This window comes from Aerosakkonema sp. BLCC-F183 (assembly GCF_041929145.1).
Taxonomy (GTDB): domain Bacteria; phylum Cyanobacteriota; class Cyanobacteriia; order Cyanobacteriales; family Aerosakkonemataceae; genus Aerosakkonema.
Window position 1 is genome coordinate 165,447 of record NZ_JBHFNU010000021.1, and the last position, 16,762, is coordinate 182,208.

Sequence of the window (16,762 nt, forward strand, 5' to 3'; positions counted from 1 at the left end):
AAATTTTTATTAAAATAAATGACGATCGACGAAGCACTTCTTTTCCTAGACTCAGTTCTTAAACGAGAGCATCTCAACGATGTTCACATACTGGTATTGCGTCAGACTTGGGAAGGACGCTCTTATCCACAGATTGCCAAAAGCGCTGGTTATGATGCCGAATATATTAAGTTTGTTGGCTTTCAGTTATGGCAAGTTCTCAGTCGGGTATTCGGAGAAAAAGTTACTAAGAGTAACGTTCAGTCAGTTCTACGACGGAAAGCACAACAAGCACAAGTAAATGTGGAACTACCAAATAGCCAACTGGTTATTAACAATATAAACGCACAAATTCATCAAACTGGAGAAATCGCAGAGCGAGTTGCAAATGACGTAAGAAAAGTCAAGAAATCCATTGATTGGGGAGAAGCAATAGATGTTTCCGTTTTTTATGGACGTGCCGAAGAATTAGCATTATTAGAACAGTGGTTAATTGTCGATCGCTGTCGTTTAGTGACGCTATTGGGGATGGGTGGAATTGGCAAAACCTCTCTCTCTATAAAGTTAGCAGAAAGCATCCAAGAACATTTCGATCGCATTATCTGGCGCAGTCTCCGCAATGCTCCATCAATCCTCGATTTATTGACAGAATTGATCCAATTTCTCTCGAACCAACAGGAAACGAATTTACCGGAAACTGTCGATGCTAGAATTTCGCGACTGATGCACTATCTGAAACAGCATCGGTGTCTTTTAATATTGGATAACGTCGAGGCAACTCTACAGTCAGGCGATCGCACGGGTCGTTATCGAGAAGGATATGAAGAATACGGTCAACTTCTGCGCTGCGTAGCCGAAATAAACCATAAAAGTACCCTGCTACTAACCAGTCGAGAAAAACCTATCGGTTTAGCTGCTAAAGAAGGCAAAAATTTGCCCGTTCGTTCATTACAACTGACAGGTTTAACAACCCCAGAAGCACGGAAAATTTTCCAAGGTATCGGGGTTTTTCAAGGGTCAGACTCCGAATGGGATATTGTGGTATCCCACTATGCTAGAAATCCCTTAGCCTTAAAAATGGTCGCTCCAGCCATCCGCGACTTTTTTGAGAGTAACCTGCACAAATTTTTAAAACTTTTAGATCGAGGAGTTTTAGTATTTGATGATATTCGCAACCTATTAGACCGACAATTCAATCGTTTATCAGATTTAGAAAAAAATATTATGTATTGGCTGGCGATCGAGCGATCGCCCGTCTCGCTGGGAGAATTGCAACAAGATTTACTATTAAAATTAACTATCCAAGAATTACTAGAGGCTTTAGGTTCTCTCGTTAGACGTTCTCTCATTGAAAAAACCTCAGACGGCTACACTCAACAACCCGTTGTGATGGAATACACTATAGAACGATTAATCGAACAAGTCTGCGTTGAGATAATAACCAGCGAAATCGATCTTTTCAGAAGCTTGAGTCTTCTTAAAGCTACAGCTAAGGAATACGTCAGAAATACCCAAATTCGTCTCATTCTCAATCCCCTTGCCGAACGGCTGCTTTCTAGTTTTGCAAACCAGCAAAAATTAGAAAATCAACTCGAGCAAATTCTCTCGTTTCTGCATGGTAAAACAACGCTAAAAACTGGATATATAGCGGGTAATATTATTAATATATTGCGTCAGATGCAGACAGATTTAAGCGGTTGGAATTTTTCTAATTTGACCGTTTGGCAAGCTTATTTACCGGATACAAATTTGAAGCAAGTCAACTTTGCTGGTGCCGATCTAGCTAATTCTGTTTTCGCCGAAATTCTGGGCAGTGGTTTATCAGTGGGTTTTAGCCCGGATGGAAAACTTTTAGCAATGGGCGATACAAATGGTGAGATTCACTTGTGGCAAATGCCAGAAGCTCGGCTGCTGAAAACTAGCAAAGAATATGGCAACATTGTGTTATCAGTCGCTTTTAGTCCAGATGGCAAGATACTTGCTACTGGCGGTAGTAATGGGACGATTTGTTGCTGGGATGTTAGTAGTTGGTCTATCTGTCAAATATTGCAGGGAAATACTAGCGCTGTGCTGGGAGTTGCTTTCAGTCCAGATGGCAAGATTCTTGCTAGTAGCATCGCTGATGGGACTGTGCATTTTTGGGATTGGAGTAATGCAAAATGTGTCCTAACATTGCAAGCCCACAAAGGTCAGGCGTGGTCGATCGCATTCAGTCGAGATGGTAAAATTTTAGCAAGTGGCGGTGATGACAAAACGCTCAAACTGTGGAATGTCAGTACGGGACAATGCCTAAAAATATTTCAGGGTAATAGCGGTCAGATTCCATCAGTTGCTTTCAGTCCGGATAGTAGAACGCTAGCTAGTGGGGGTGATGATTCTTTGATACACCTCTGGGATATTAGCACGGGTGAAGTTTTTAGTATTTGCTCTGGACACGCACAGATAGTGCTGTCTGTTGCCTTTAGTCCTGACGGTCAGATATTAGCAAGTTGCAGCGAAGACCGCATCGTGAGATTATGGGAGGTGGCATCGGGTCAGTGCCTAAAAGCACTACAAGCACACACCAGTCGGGTTTCATCTGTCGCGTTTAATCCTGATGGTAAAACTTTAGCTAGCACTGGTGAAGACTGCACGCTGAGACTTTGGGATGTTAAAACAGGTCAATGTCTGAAAACAGTATCTGGGCAAAGTAATCCAGTAAATTCGGTAGTTTTCTCACCCGATGGTCAAACTTTAGTTAGTAGCGATCGCGCTGTGAGAGTATGGGATATCAAAACGGGGCAGTGTCTTAAAAGCTTGCAGGAAAAACACACTTATCGGTTGAAAGCTATTGGCTTAAGTCTGGATGGTCGTCTGCTTGCAAGTGGCTCTGGCACTAGCGTAAAGTTATGGGATGCTGCGATCGCTCAATGCCTAAACATTTTACAGGGTCATTCTGCTTGGGTTTGGGGAGTTGCCATCAGTTCGGACGGTAAGACATTGGCAAGTTTCAGTGCCGACCAAGCTATAAAACTATGGGATATTAGTACCGAGAAATGTCTTTATACTTGCACCGAACATGAGAGTTGGGTGTTGGGATTTGCTTTTAGCCCTTTAGGTCATATCCTGGCTTCTGCTAGTGCCGATAATACGGTGAAGCTATGGGATATCACTACAGGAAAAGTCTTGAGAACTTGTACCGGACATACGGATTGGGTTTGGTCTGTTGCCTTTAGTCCTGACGGTAATATCCTGGCAAGTAGCAGCGGTGACAATACTATAAAGTTTTGGGATATTAATACCGAAGAATATCTGAAAATCCTACAGGGACACGACGGCATTGTGTCATCTGTCGCGTTCAGTCCTGATGGTATACACTTGGCGAGTGGCAGTCACGATCGAACTGTACGAGTGTGGGATGTTAGCACAGGTAGATGCTTGCAAATTCTTGCAGGACATGACAATTGGGTATGGTCAGTTGCGTTTAGTCAAGATGGTCAAATACTTGCTAGTGGTAGTCAAGATGAGACGATTAAGGTTTGGGATGCAGTAACGGGTGAGTGCATTAAAACTTTGCCTGTTCCCAAACCTTACGAAGGGATGAATATTACAGGAGTTACTGGTTTAACCGAGGCGACTATTGCGACGCTCAAATCACTGGGGGCAGTTGAGGAAAAGTAGAGCTGTCCGTGCCTAACTTACCCTACGATTAAATAAGTTTTTATTATCATCTCAACAACTGCTAGATTTTCTACCGCAGATGAACGCAGATAAACGCAGATGTATATATAGATTGATCTTTTGGTAGGTTTTGATGGCAAAAGTCGTTACATTTATTTATAATTACGAATAACCTAGCGATCGCACAAAATTTCCAGTCATAGCAACCGCCAGGGTGGTTAGGGTATCCTAAAATGCCAGAACCAATTCACAGCAAGCATTTCAATGAGTGACTTTTGACTTTTGACTTTTGCTATATGATGCTTCGTCCCAATCAACGCACTAAGCTAGACGAAACGAGCGATAATCTGTTTTATTCTTTCCCGCGTTTTGTCACTCACGTAGATGAAGGTTTTATCCAACAGCTAACAGACTTGTACCGGGAACGGCTTAAACCTAACACTCGCATTTTTGATATGATGAGCAGTTGGGTTTCTCATCTACCAGATGATGTAGAATTCGCTCATATCGAAGGACACGGGATGAACGAAGAGGAATTGGTACGCAATTCTCGCTTGCATCATTACTTTGTCCAAAATCTGAACGATAACCCCAAATTTCCCTTACCCGATGCAGATTTTGATGCTGTTCTCAACTGCGTTTCCGTTCAATATCTGCAATATCCAGAAGCGATATTTTCCGAAATTCACCGCATTCTCAAACCCGGTGGAATCGCGATTTTCAGCTTCTCGAACCGGATGTTTTATCAAAAAGCAATTGCGGCGTGGCGGGATGCTTCGGAAGCGGCGCGAGTGGAAATGGTAAAAAGCTATTTTCGATCGGTTCCCGGATTTACCGAACCGGAAGTTATTAGCCGAGTGTCCGCAGCGCCTACTATTTTACAATGGATGGGTGTCGGCGGTGGCGACCCCTTCTACGCTGTTATCGCTCACAAAGCTGCTAGCTAAAAGGGAAAGGGAGAAGTTTTCGGTGCGACTCTGCGCCTGCGATCGCACCGACATCACCCTTGTTTAACAAATTTTTACAAAAATACTTCTGCCTAGCGACAGTATTAGGTATAATTCACAGGAAGATTTTGGTCTGAGGAGTTGACAATCACAAATTCGCCAATTTTTCATCCTGGCGGAGGAAGTCTAACAGCCTCCAGTCCGCTTAACCCTAGCAGCTATGACGCAGTTGTAATTGGCGGCGGCTTTTTTGGTTGCAGAATTGCTTTGTATCTCAAAGAACATTTAAACAAAGTCCTAATTCTCGAAAAAGAAGCCGATGTTCTGCAACGCGCATCTTATGCAAATCAAGCTAGAGTTCACAACGGCTATCACTACCCGCGTAGCATATTGACCGCTTTGCGATCGAGAGTTAATTTTCCTCGATTTGTCAGCGAATATCGCGAATGTATCGATAGCAGCTTTGATAAATATTATGCGATCGGCAAAATAACTTCCAAAGTCACAGCCAATCAATTTAAAACATTTTGCCAACGCATCGATGCTTTTATAGAGCCAGCACCAACCGACATCAAAAAGCTTTTCAACAGTAACTTAATCGAAGATGTTTTTTACACAAAAGAATATGCTTTTGATGCCGTGAAGCTAAAACATAGAATGCTGAATGACATCGAAACGGCAGGCGTTAAACTTAGATTTAACTCAAAAGTTGTCAAACTCCAAAACGCCGATAATACAGGTATTAAAATTTTTATAGAATCGTCAGATAACCAAGATGTAATTACAGCGAAATACGTTTTTAACTGCACTTATTCATCTATTAATCATATACTCGATCGTTCAAATTTACCGACAATTCCGCTCAAGCATGAATTAACTGAAATGGCATTAGTTGAAGTTCCCGATCCGATTCGCCATCTCGGTATTACAGTTATGTGTGGGCCATTCTTTTCCATCATGCCTTTCCCAGCACGAGGACTGCATACCCTCAGTCATGTTCGCTACACCCCTCACTGTTTTTGGAAAGATGAAGATGCTGATGTAAAAACAGTTAACCCTAAAAGCGGACACAAAACTAACTACCCATACACGATCAAAGATGCCGAACGATATATACCAATTCTGAGAGAATGTCAGTATGTCGATTCTATCTGGGAAGTGAAAACAGTTCTGCCGCAAAGCGAGGTAGATGATAGCCGACCGATTTTATTTAAAAAACATCACGGATTAAAAAACTTGATTTGTGTATTGGGTGGTAAGATTGACAATATTTATGATGTTCCCCCTGAACTTAAGTTTATGGAACTAACAGGAGGCGTAATCTAATGGCTACCTATGATTGTTTTGTTTCGGTAGTTGCTCCACTTTCTAGCGACGCAAGAATTGTTAAGCCTTTTGTCACCGAAGTAATGCAAGTATTGCGAGACAATTACGCCAACTACGAACTGGTTTTAGTCAATGATGGCTCTGAAGATGATACCGCCGAACAAGTGTGCGGTCTTTTAAAAGAATACGAATGTATCCGATTGCTTAATCTCTCCAGAAGTTTTGGTACTGATGTGGCTATATCTTCTGGTTTAGATTCGGTAATCGGAGACTTTGTAGTGGTCATGCTTCCCGAATCTGACCCGCCAGATTTGCTTCCGGATTTAATTCAACAAGCTCGACTCGGTTACGATATAGTCATCGGAATTCGCAATAATCGCTCAGGCGAACCTCTGTGGATGAGAGTCGGTGCTAAGCTATTTTACTTGTCTTGCAAAAGTATCTTTAAAATACCGCTGATCGAAAATGCGACGCAGTTTCGCGTATTAAGTAGAGCAGTTGTCAATGCCATTATTCAAGTAAATGACAAGTATCGCTATTTACGCCTACTCAGTTCTTATGTAGGTTATCGAAGGAAAACCTTTACTTACGAACAAATCAGAAGGTATAGAAGACCGAAACTAAAAAGTTTTCTGGAAACAGTCGATATTGCTTTACAGGTAATTGTGGTTAACTCGGTGCGACCGCTGCGATTTGCCAGTTACTTAGGTCTGCTGGCGAGTATTTTCAATATCCTATATATGGGTTACATTGCTCTGGTTTACTTATTTAAAGACCGCGTTGCTGAAGGATGGGTAACTTTATCATTTCAAAATGCGATCGCCTTTTTTTGCATCTCGATCGTACTGACTATTTTGTCCGAGTATATCGGCTTTATATTTGACCGATTAAAGGGATGGCCGGCATATTATATCGCAGAAGAAAAGAATAGCTCAGTTTTAATTGCCGATCGCGATCGCAGAAATATCGTGAAAAACTCAGACAATATCCAAGTTTAGATGTAAAATACCCAAATGCTCGACAAAAATATTGTGCCATATCAACCAAACTGGGAAATTCCCAACCACACAATAGATGAGTTATTCCCCAAGCGCAGTCGCTACTGTGTCTGCATTCCCGTCATCAACGAGGGATTAAAGATTCGCACTCAGCTAGATCGGATGAGAGCAATTTCTAAAGATTTTGATGTTATTATTGCTGATGGCGGTAGCACCGATAATTCCCTCGCTTTAGATGTCATATCCGAATTGGGTGTACGGACATTGCTAACCAAGCAAGACACTGGTAAACTGAGCGCTCAAATGCGGATGGCTTTTGCCTACGCCATGCAGCAAGGATACGAAGGCATCATTACTATTGATGGGAACAATAAAGATGATCCGGAAGCAATTACTACTTTCGCACAAGCACTTGATGCGGGTTTCGATCACATCCAAGGTTCCCGTTTTATCAAAGGGGGAAAAGAAGTTAATACGCCTTGGGTACGCTTATTTGCTATCAAGTTAATTCACGCTCCTTTAATTAGCCTTGCCGCCGGATTCCGATACACCGATACCACAAATGGATTCCGCGCTTACAGCCGCAACTTCTTATTAGATCCCAGAGTAGCACCTTTTCGGCAAGTATTTTCAGGTTACGAACTGCACTACTACTTGGCAATTCGATCGGCTCGTTTGGGTTTTCGGGTAAAAGAACTGCCAGTATGCCGGCGATATCCATCCAAAGGGCCAGTTCCTACTAAAATTAGTCCCATCAAGGGAAATATAATCGTGATGAAAACCTTGCTCAAAGCTTGTCTGCATAAATACAATCCACCTGCCACAAACAATAACTAAAAAAGAGGCGATCGATGAGTAATGCGCTGATAGGATACACGGGGTTTGTCGGGGGTAATTTAATTAATCAACATCAATTTGACGACCTGTACAACTCTAAAAATATTGAATCTATCGCTGGAAAAAATTTTGACTTTCTTGTTTGTTCTGGCGCACCAGCCGTTAAGTGGTTAGCCAATAAAGAGCCAGTCAAAGATGCAGAAAACCTCGCTCGCTTAATGAACTGTCTGGGTCAGGTATCTGCCAAAAAAGTTGTTTTGATATCCACAGTCGATGTCTATCCGGTTCCTATTGAAGTTGATGAAGCAACAGAAATTGATACCCAGGATTTGCATCCCTATGGCAAACACCGACTGCAATTAGAACAATTTGTCACAGAACGGTTTGATACTTTGGTTATCCGGTTACCCGGTCTGTTTGGAGACGGTTTGAAAAAGAATATCGTTTATGACTTTATTCATAAAAACAACGTTGACCAAATCCACAAAGATAACGTATTTCAATTTTATAACCTCGCGCATCTCTGGCAGGATATTCAAACAGCCTTGACAAACAATTTGAAATTAGTGAATTTGGCGACTGAACCTACCAGCGTTGCAGAAGTTGCCAAAAAAGTATTTGAAATTGACTTTATTAACGAACCTCACAATCGTCCAATCAAGTACGATATGAGGACTGAATACGCGCATTTGTTTGGTGAATCTGGCATATATGCCTACACCAAAAATAGCGTTTTGACCGAAATGAAAGAATTTGTATCAAAGCAAAGTTCTGTCGTCAAGAGTTAATCGCAGCCATGAAAATAGCCATTTCTAACATAGCTTGGCAAGTACAGGAAGAGGAAGCGATCGCTAACCTCATGCAGAATCTCAACATCAAAGGTGTAGAGATCGCTCCCACCAAAAATTGGCCATCGCCATTAACAGCGAGCGATTCGGAAATAGCCGCTTACAGGAAATTTTGGGAAAGCCGAGATATTGAAATCGTCGCCATGCAAGCTTTGCTTTTTGGCAGACCCGACCTCACCATTTTCCAGTCAGAACAAAAGCGACAAGAAACTTTTGAATATTTGTCAGGTATTATCCAATTGGGTAGCAAGTTTGGCGCAAAGGTACTTGTGTTTGGTTCTCCCAAAAACAGAAGTATTGGCAAGTTACCACCCCAACAAGTTCAACAAATTGCCAAAGAATTTTTCTACGGTTTGGGTGAAGTAGCATCGAAAAATGGCGTTTTCTTTTGTATCGAACCAAATCCTCCCGTCTACGGTTGCGATTTTATCAACACTTCCACTCAAGGATTAGAACTCGTCAATACTGTTAACAGCGATGGTTTTGGTTTGCACTTAGATGCAGCTGGAATGACCATGAGTGGGGAGGCGATCGCAGGTGCGATCGAACAAGCATTTAAGCGTGTGTGCCACTTTCATATTAGCGAGCCTAATTTAGGCCAAATTGGTACTGGAGGAGTGGATCATCAACTTTTTTCGCACACCTTGTCTGAACTTAACTATCAAGGTTGGACATCGATTGAAATGAAAACTCAAAATCCAGATGCAAATATTACCAATGTAGAACAAGCTCTACAAATAGCTATTCAACATTATAGTTGACGTTGGCATCGACTTTTTCTTAAACACTATCTAGAATTAACAATGTCAAGCGAGAACAAACCTCAAAATTTAAAGATATTCGCCATTTTTGCGGTAGCAGTAATATCATTTCTGATTCTCATACCTATTTTCGATAACTTACAGATACCCCTTGGTGCCAATAAAACCGGATTGGTTTCCCTAGCCACTACTAAAAATATTAGTCCTTACACTAACTACATCAGATTTCTGATTTTCCTCGCCGTTCCATTTTTAATCGCCACTATCGCCGTCACTAGAAATCAAAATTTCGTAGAACGGCAATGGCAATTTATCAAAAAAGGAGCCAATTTTTTAATAAATACAAGATTTTATTTAGTTATATCATTTATTTTACTTTTATCTTGGGCAATCAACAGAACCTATGGTTATTTAGCATTTCCATTAGAAGATACCTTTCACGAAGGTGAATATCTAGGATTTTTACCTAATTTTCTTACGCAAACCAAACCGTTTTTAAGTACATTCATGATTCACGGTTTTGGTATGAATGTGTTTCCCAGCTTAATCGCCAGCAAGCTAGCAACTCACTCCAATATCATTGCCTTAACTCGCTTGATTAGGATGACTCTAGGTTTTTTGACCTACTTAGTTTGTTTTTGGCTGATTGGGGAAATTATCTCATCGGTAAAACTCAATATTCCCAGACGAAATATATTTATTATCTACTGTGCAATTTTTACTTTTTTTGATGGTTTCATCTTTGAAATTGCCAAAGGTATCCACCAAGGTAGAGATTTGTACTTGTTACTGCAAATAACCTTAACTTTGAGATTTTTTCGGCAGGCTCTATCCAGTAAGTTAAGTAGAACAGAAATGTTGATCTTGCCAACACTTATAGGATTATCTATACCCGTAAGTATTCTCTACGTGTACGATCGAGCCGTTTATTTTATCGCCATCTACGCAGTTTGTTGCGCTTTAACACTTGTTCTGGATAAAAAGTTTTCTAGAGCTTGGTTGAGTAATTCTGGTTTAGGTCTACTCAGTTCTGCAATAGCTTTAGTTATTATACTCGGCTTCGATCAAGTATCGGCTTTATTATCGCAAATAGCTTACTGGGCGCGTTATGGCAGATACATGACGTTTATTGCTATGCCGTCTTTTAGTTTAGAAAATTTACCGATTTGGCGTCCTTTTATATTTTTGATTTTAGTGATTATTTTGGGAGCAATTTATTTGTTTGTAGAATATCAAAATAATCCCAAACTCAAAGAACTTTGCGAACAAAACTGTTTGCTTATTATCCTGTTATTTTCATCTTTAATATATGCCAGAATTGCTCTAGATAGGAGCGATTACGGTCATGTTGCTCCAGGCGCACTCATGACTGTATTCTTGTTGGCTTACCTGAGCGTACATTTATGCAAAGACCAAATTAATAATTTTAAAACAACACCCCATAAGTTAGCAACTTTGGTTATAGTTTCACTGGCGGTGTTAAGTCCATTTTTCAATCCCTATATCGCTTATCTTACGGTTGATGGAATGCAAAAATCATACCAAATACCGGATGAAAAAATTATCAAAAATGATTATTTACAAGCATACAAAACATTGCAGCCCGAAATAGAAAAATTATCGTGTTTTTATGGTCTTACATCAGAAGGTTTTTGGTACTATTTGTTTCAAAAACCTTCTTGCTCTAAGTTTAGCTATGCTTACTATGCCCACCCTCCCGTAGCTCAAGCTCAAGTCGTTAGCGATATCGATCGACAAAAACCAAAACTAATTTTAATGAGCAATGATGCTTCGTCTAATGCCATAGATGGCATCCATGTTTCTGAGGGAGCTTCGATAATTTATCAATATTTCTTAGATAAATACAAACCATACATTGCTGTTGGCTCTCATTGGTTTTGGCAGCAGCGCAATCAGAATTTTACTTTTATCAAAACACAAGCAAATATCCGTAATGGTTATATAGATACACCAGTGCCTGAAAAGATTAAAAGAAGAAATACCTTAGCGCTGAGTGGATGGGCCATATTGCCCAAACAAGGACGATCGGCTGATGCAGTTTATATTACCTACGGCGAACAAAATAAGCCGATCGCAGTTGCCAGAGTAAACGTTCCCAGACCAGATGTAGCTAAAACTTTAGCTAATAATGCTTATACCCAATCTGGGTGGAACCTCTTAATTCCCACCAAAATTTTACCAAAAGGTAATAACCTCGTGAGAGTTTGGAGTTACGATACAAAAAGCGAACAGCTCCATCAAATCGGCCAAGACATCAATATTAACCTCGTTGATTGAAGTCGTATTAGCGGCGAATGGGAATTTGCACAACAAATTCAGCCCCTTTTCCTGGTACAGAAATACACTCGATTTTGCCAGCGTGTTTTTCAACTACAATTTGATACGTAATTGACAGTCCCAATCCAGTTCCCTTGCCGACTGGTTTTGTAGTAAAAAATGGATCGAACAACTTGTGGCGTATTTCTTCAGTTATGCCAGGGCCATTATCTATAATACTTATTTGCACCGAATCGTTAGCAACTTCTGTGCGAATGCAAATTGTAGGGATGCTCTCTTTTAACGTTTCTACTCCCGCAAATTTCAAATGTTCGATCGCATCAATGGCGTTACTCAGGATATTCATGAATACCTGATTGATTTGGCCTGGGTAACACTCGACAAGCGGCAGTTTTCCATAGTTTTTATCCAACTTAATACTGGGGCGTGCCGCGTTTTCTTTGAATCGGTGTTGCAAAATCAGCAAGGTGTTATCGATACCTTCGTGAATGTCAACAGGTTTCATTTCCGCTTCATCCAGACGGGAGAAGTTACGCAGCGACAAAACAATCTGACGAATGCGGTCTGTCCCTACTTTCATTGAAGATAGCAATTTGGGCAGGTCTGTTAATAAGAAATCGAGATCGATCTCTTCAATTTTGTCTTCGATCTCTTTGACAGGTTTGGGATAATATTGTTGATAAAGTTTTACCAGACTGAGCAAATCTTGAATATATCCAGTGGCATGGTTGATATTTCCGTGGATAAAACTAACCGGGTTATTAATTTCGTGAGCGATCCCGGCAACTAGCTGTCCCAAGCCGGACATTTTTTCGCTTTGAATCAGTTGAGCTTGAGTTTGTTGCAATTTTTGCAGCGCTTGGGCAATTTGTTCTGCTTGCGCTTGGGCAATTTTAGTAGCTTTTTGACTTTGGGCGTAAAGTTCGGCTTGGTTAATTGCGATCGCCAGTTGATCCGTCACCGCTTGCAGCAATTCCACTTCGCTGTCGCGCCAAGGACGGAAACCTTTAGTATGACTGCAATTGACTATACCAATTTGACCAAATTGCGTCTTGAAAGGCAGATCCAGCATAGAAGTGTGGCCCAAAAAACGCAACACCTGCTGCAAAATCGGATCGGTTAGAGTTTCTACATCGTCAGCACGGATTATTTCTAAGTTCAAAAGCTTCTCCACCAACGGGCTAAACTGTTCTTGAAGCGGATACACACCAATCCTACTTTCTAGATCCGGATGCTTAGCTTCCTTGACAATTTCCCACATTATACTTTCATTTTCCCCGTTTACGGAAGGAACAAAGCGAAGCCAAATAAAAAGGCATCGATCGATCTGTAACAGCTTGCCGATCTCCTGTACTGCTGTTTCCAAAATAGTGTCCAGATCGAGGGAGTTGCGGATCTGACTTGCTAGCCGATTAATCAATTCTTCCTGCTGGGCGAGTTCTTTGTACCGCGCTTCCGACTGCCGTAGGGCATCGTTTGCCCGCACGCGATCGGTGATATCCTCAAGTAGCGCCACGAAATAATCGATCGACCGATCCGATCGACGCAGGCAGCGAACCAAAATGTTAGTGTAAATTATGTCACCATCAGAGCGAATATACCTTTTTTCCAAAGAATAAGCATCAATTTCACCTTTTAACACGCGATTGTAGTGATTTAGGTCAACTTCCAAATCTTCCGGGTGCGTCAATTGCGCCCAAGTTGTGCCGATCAATTCATTTCGAGAATAGCCGAGAAGTTCGCAGAAAGTATCGTTGACTTCAATCCAACCTTTTTCGGGCGAGGTGATCGCTACACCGATGAACGACAGTTCAAAATAACTGCGGAAGCGTTCTTCGCTTTGGCGCAATCTTTCCTCCGCCAACTTGCGATCGCTAATATCAAAAGAAAGGCCAACAACGCCGCACAAAATACCTCTTTCATCGTGAATTGGCGAATCAGTCACCAGTACCGGGAAACTCCTGCCGTTGCGATGGCGCACCATAAATTCCCCCGACCAACTTTCGCCTGTACTCAACTGCGACATCAATTCGGCTGCTTGTGTTTGAGAAAGTTCAGATGGGATCAGTTCCACTATGTCGCGACCTAACGCTTCTGCTGCTGACCAGCCATAGAGTTTTTCGGCAAATTGGTTCCAATAACTAACAATTCCCTTTAAGTCCGTGGCAATCACAGCTTGTTCCACAACATCCAACAACCGCGCCTGAAAGCGAATTTTCTCCTCTGCTTTTAAGCGTTCCCAAATCTCCATTTCTAGTTTTCGATTGGTTATTTCCAACTGTGCTGGACTCGGTAAAGCCAATGCTTTTGGAATCAAAGCCACCAGCATAACAGCAGTATATAAAGATACCGCAGCCGTCAGAGCTTTAACTAAACCGGATATCCAATAATGGGGATGCCACAACGTCCACACTTCGATAACGTGAGTTGTACCGCAGGCAATAATGAAAGTGCCGAAAAGTAAAAAGATCCAATCAAACGGTAAATCTCGCCGTTGCCGCACAAAATATACCAACATCAGCGGAATGGAGTAGTAAGCCACAGCAATCAGGGAATCGGATATTATATGCAGCCATACCAGTCCTGGTTTCCACAGATAGCAATGGCCGTGCGGAATAAAGTTACTTGAAAATAGGGTTTGCCAGAATGCTGCCATAGAGAAATCCTATTTTGTAACGGTTTATGATTTCTGTTTTAGCCGTTATATTTTGTTTTGGCTAGAGATTGTCTGCTGTTTTAATTAGATAAATATCGTAAATATCAGATTAACTTCCAATTTATAATTAACGGCTTAAAGCCCTCGCTATAACTAAGCGATCGCACAACTGTTGATTTAATTTTTTCAGATAATATTATGTATTTTTCATTCTATCCCTATCTTTACGCCTCCCCAGCTTGCCAATACACAATCCTTGAGTGGGAATAGAGTAACTTACCGTTATTAATATTTTCAATTTCATTATAATATTAAAGATTGAGTAGAGATTGCAGATACTAAATTTTTGCTTTTCTATCTGCAATCTTCTTAAATGTGAAAATTTATGCAATTACTAATTACTCACTTTCCGCCAGAAGATTATCGATCTTTCTTTTATCACTCTGCGTCATCATAGATATTCTTGGAGCCGGAAAGGAATAATAATTGGTATTTTTCTTGATTAAATGTCGTGCAATACGCGCTCGCGTTATTACCCATCCACTTTTTCCAGAATTTGTTTGGTTTGTGCTAATAAATCATCGTGACAGTGACCGTTGCTAGCAACCAAGCAACCCCACTGATGCACATCTCCCCGATTGTATTTGAGAGCAGAACCATCCAAATAAGTAAATTTACCCCCAGCTTCCGTCAAAATCAGTTCGGGAGCCGCCATATCCCAGTCTTTTGGAGCAGATTTCCCAGAAAGAGATATGTAAATATCTGCTTGCTGTTCGATAATTGTAGCTATTTTGCAGCCTACGCTACCGACATATTTGAGATTTTTGGAAGGCAATTGCTGCAACAGATTATTGAAGCGATCGTCTCGGTGAGTGCGACTGACAATGATAGACAAATCTTCTAGTTTGTTGCGATCGGACACTCGCACTTGCCTTAATAATCCATCGCGAGTTTCCACGAAAGTACCCCCGCCTTTAGTTGCGTAGTATACCTTTTCTGTTTCCGGCCATGCCACCGCCGCCAGTACCGGACTTCCTTGATATACTAAAGCAATCTGAACAGCATATTCACCCGTCTTGTCAATAAAATCTCGCGTACCGTCTAAAGGGTCAACAATCCAAATCCAATCTTCCGGTAAAGGCGATGACAAGACTCCCTTAGACTGAAATTTATAGGTTTCTTCGCTTAAGTAGCCAAAATCTTGAGTTCCGAAAGCAGCTTGCAAGTTGTCCAAGATATAGTGGTTGACCGCTATATCAGCAGCAGTAACCGGCCCTTCTTTTTTATTTTCAATGTTCAGGTCACCGGTATGAGGTTCGCCGCGATAGTACGATCGCAGGATATCAGCTGCTCCCCAAGCGACTGAGCGAGCGATCGCAGCTACTTCCTCTAACCCTTCAAATCGGTTTTCGCCTAAATATTTTAATTCAGTCACGCTACAATTCCTTTACTATTTACAGATGGGTGGAGCCAATGCCCATAATAACCGTAAAATTGACGCTAAGGGCAAGTTGGGCGATATTTTTCGATCTTTACTGCTCCCCTGGCGCTAAAATTCACCTCTACAAGCTCAAACCTGATTCCATCCACCGACGAGTTCCAAAAAATTGACACGAATAGGAAGCAACCTTAGCCGCTGCTGCTAAAGCATCGGTAAAATTTTCCCGCAAAATGTAATGACAAAAAGCTCCGTGGAAAACATCCCCAGCACCCAGCGTATCCACCGCCTTAACTTTAGGAACCTCTATCCACCCAGCTTCACCCTGGCAAAAATACTGAATGGCTTCTTCTCCGTGGGTAATGGCAATATGTGAAATTCCCAGAGATGAAAAATAGCTAATAATCTCCTGCTCGTTTTGGCAGCCAGGTGGGTAAAAGTTAGCCGAACAAATCGCGTAATCCACGAAAGGCAATATCTCATCAAATCCAGCCTTCCAGCTGCCACCATCTATGACAACCGGAATCTTGTTTGCTTTAGCTAATTGTGAGATTGTTTTACCAATTTCCATTTGGTGACCGTCAATTAACACTATATCCATACCAAACGCAATATCTGGAGAAAGGCTTTCTTTGTGACCTTGGTATTTAGTCGCATTGATTGAGATCGCAGCCCTCTCCCCAGTTGCTTCGGCGACGATAATAGAAGATACTGGCGGCGGCTCCAACCTAGTAGGAGCCAAATCTTGTATATCGACTTTGCAGTGTTCTAAATCAGTGCGGATTAAGTTAGTAATCGGGTGAGAGCCGATCGCACCCAAAAGCGTGGCTCGATCGCCCAAATAGCTAAAACTTACTGCTGCATTCGTCGCTGGGCCACCTGCTGCAACTGTATAGTCAGATGCCACAATTTTTTGGTTCCTATTTGGATAACCCTCCGTTAGATAGAGGAAATCTAAAGTTAGCAGTCCTACAAATAAACCATTTTTTACCATTGCTACACTTTTTACTCAGT

Annotated in this window: 11 protein-coding genes; 8 read left to right on the top strand and 3 right to left on the bottom strand. The window is 41.5% G+C overall.

The features are described from left to right. Positions 1-18: 18 nt before the first annotated feature. The 8 genes from ACE1CD_RS05885 to ACE1CD_RS05920 all read left to right on the top strand — a co-directional run bounded on the left by ACE1CD_RS05885 (position 19) and on the right by ACE1CD_RS05920 (position 11,654). Entirely contained in the window at positions 19-3,639 is a 3,621-nt protein-coding gene (locus ACE1CD_RS05885) for an NB-ARC domain-containing protein (protein ID WP_374822316.1), read from the top strand. Positions 3,640-3,935: 296 nt separating this feature from the next. After that, on the top strand, positions 3,936-4,586 hold the full coding sequence (locus ACE1CD_RS05890) for a class I SAM-dependent methyltransferase (protein WP_374798897.1): 651 nt from the start codon (positions 3,936-3,938) through the stop codon (positions 4,584-4,586). 141 nt (positions 4,587-4,727) lie between these two features. Further along, positions 4,728-5,912, top strand: coding sequence for an FAD-dependent oxidoreductase (locus tag ACE1CD_RS05895; protein WP_374822319.1), 1,185 nt, complete (start codon positions 4,728-4,730; stop codon positions 5,910-5,912). After that, positions 5,912-6,910, top strand: a complete 999-nt coding sequence (locus tag ACE1CD_RS05900) for a glycosyltransferase family 2 protein (RefSeq protein WP_374822322.1) — start codon at positions 5,912-5,914, stop codon at positions 6,908-6,910. The genes ACE1CD_RS05895 and ACE1CD_RS05900 overlap by 1 nt, the downstream gene beginning before the upstream one ends. Positions 6,911-6,925: 15 nt before the next feature. Continuing rightward, positions 6,926-7,747 (top strand): glycosyltransferase family 2 protein, encoded by an 822-nt coding sequence (locus tag ACE1CD_RS05905; protein WP_374822324.1) that lies wholly within the window; start codon positions 6,926-6,928, stop codon positions 7,745-7,747. 14 nt (positions 7,748-7,761) lie between these two features. Continuing rightward, positions 7,762-8,535 carry a hypothetical protein gene (locus ACE1CD_RS05910; protein WP_374822327.1) on the top strand — a complete coding sequence of 258 codons (774 nt, stop codon included), beginning with the start codon at positions 7,762-7,764 and terminating at the stop codon, positions 8,533-8,535. 8 nt (positions 8,536-8,543) lie between these two features. Further along, positions 8,544-9,356: a sugar phosphate isomerase/epimerase family protein gene (locus ACE1CD_RS05915; protein ID WP_374822330.1), complete on the top strand. Its 813-nt coding sequence runs from the start codon at positions 8,544-8,546 to the stop codon at positions 9,354-9,356. A 42-nt stretch (positions 9,357-9,398) separates the two neighbouring features. After that, on the top strand, positions 9,399-11,654 hold the full coding sequence (locus ACE1CD_RS05920; protein WP_374822333.1) for a hypothetical protein: 2,256 nt from the start codon (positions 9,399-9,401) through the stop codon (positions 11,652-11,654). 7 nt (positions 11,655-11,661) lie between these two features. On the opposite strand, the gene ACE1CD_RS05925 is transcribed toward ACE1CD_RS05920, so the two are convergent. From ACE1CD_RS05925 to ACE1CD_RS05935, 3 genes are all read right to left on the bottom strand, one after another. Beyond that, a complete protein-coding gene (locus tag ACE1CD_RS05925) occupies positions 11,662-14,310 on the bottom strand; it encodes a PAS domain S-box protein (protein WP_374822336.1) in 2,649 nt (882 codons plus the stop codon). Between the two features lie 532 nt (positions 14,311-14,842). Continuing rightward, positions 14,843-15,745, bottom strand: coding sequence for a 3'(2'),5'-bisphosphate nucleotidase CysQ (locus ACE1CD_RS05930; protein ID WP_374798913.1), 903 nt, complete (start codon positions 15,743-15,745; stop codon positions 14,843-14,845). A gap of 127 nt (positions 15,746-15,872) precedes the next feature. Continuing rightward, positions 15,873-16,742: a sugar kinase gene (locus ACE1CD_RS05935; RefSeq protein WP_374822339.1), complete on the bottom strand. Its 870-nt coding sequence runs from the start codon at positions 16,740-16,742 to the stop codon at positions 15,873-15,875. Between the last annotated feature and the right edge of the window lie 20 nt (positions 16,743-16,762).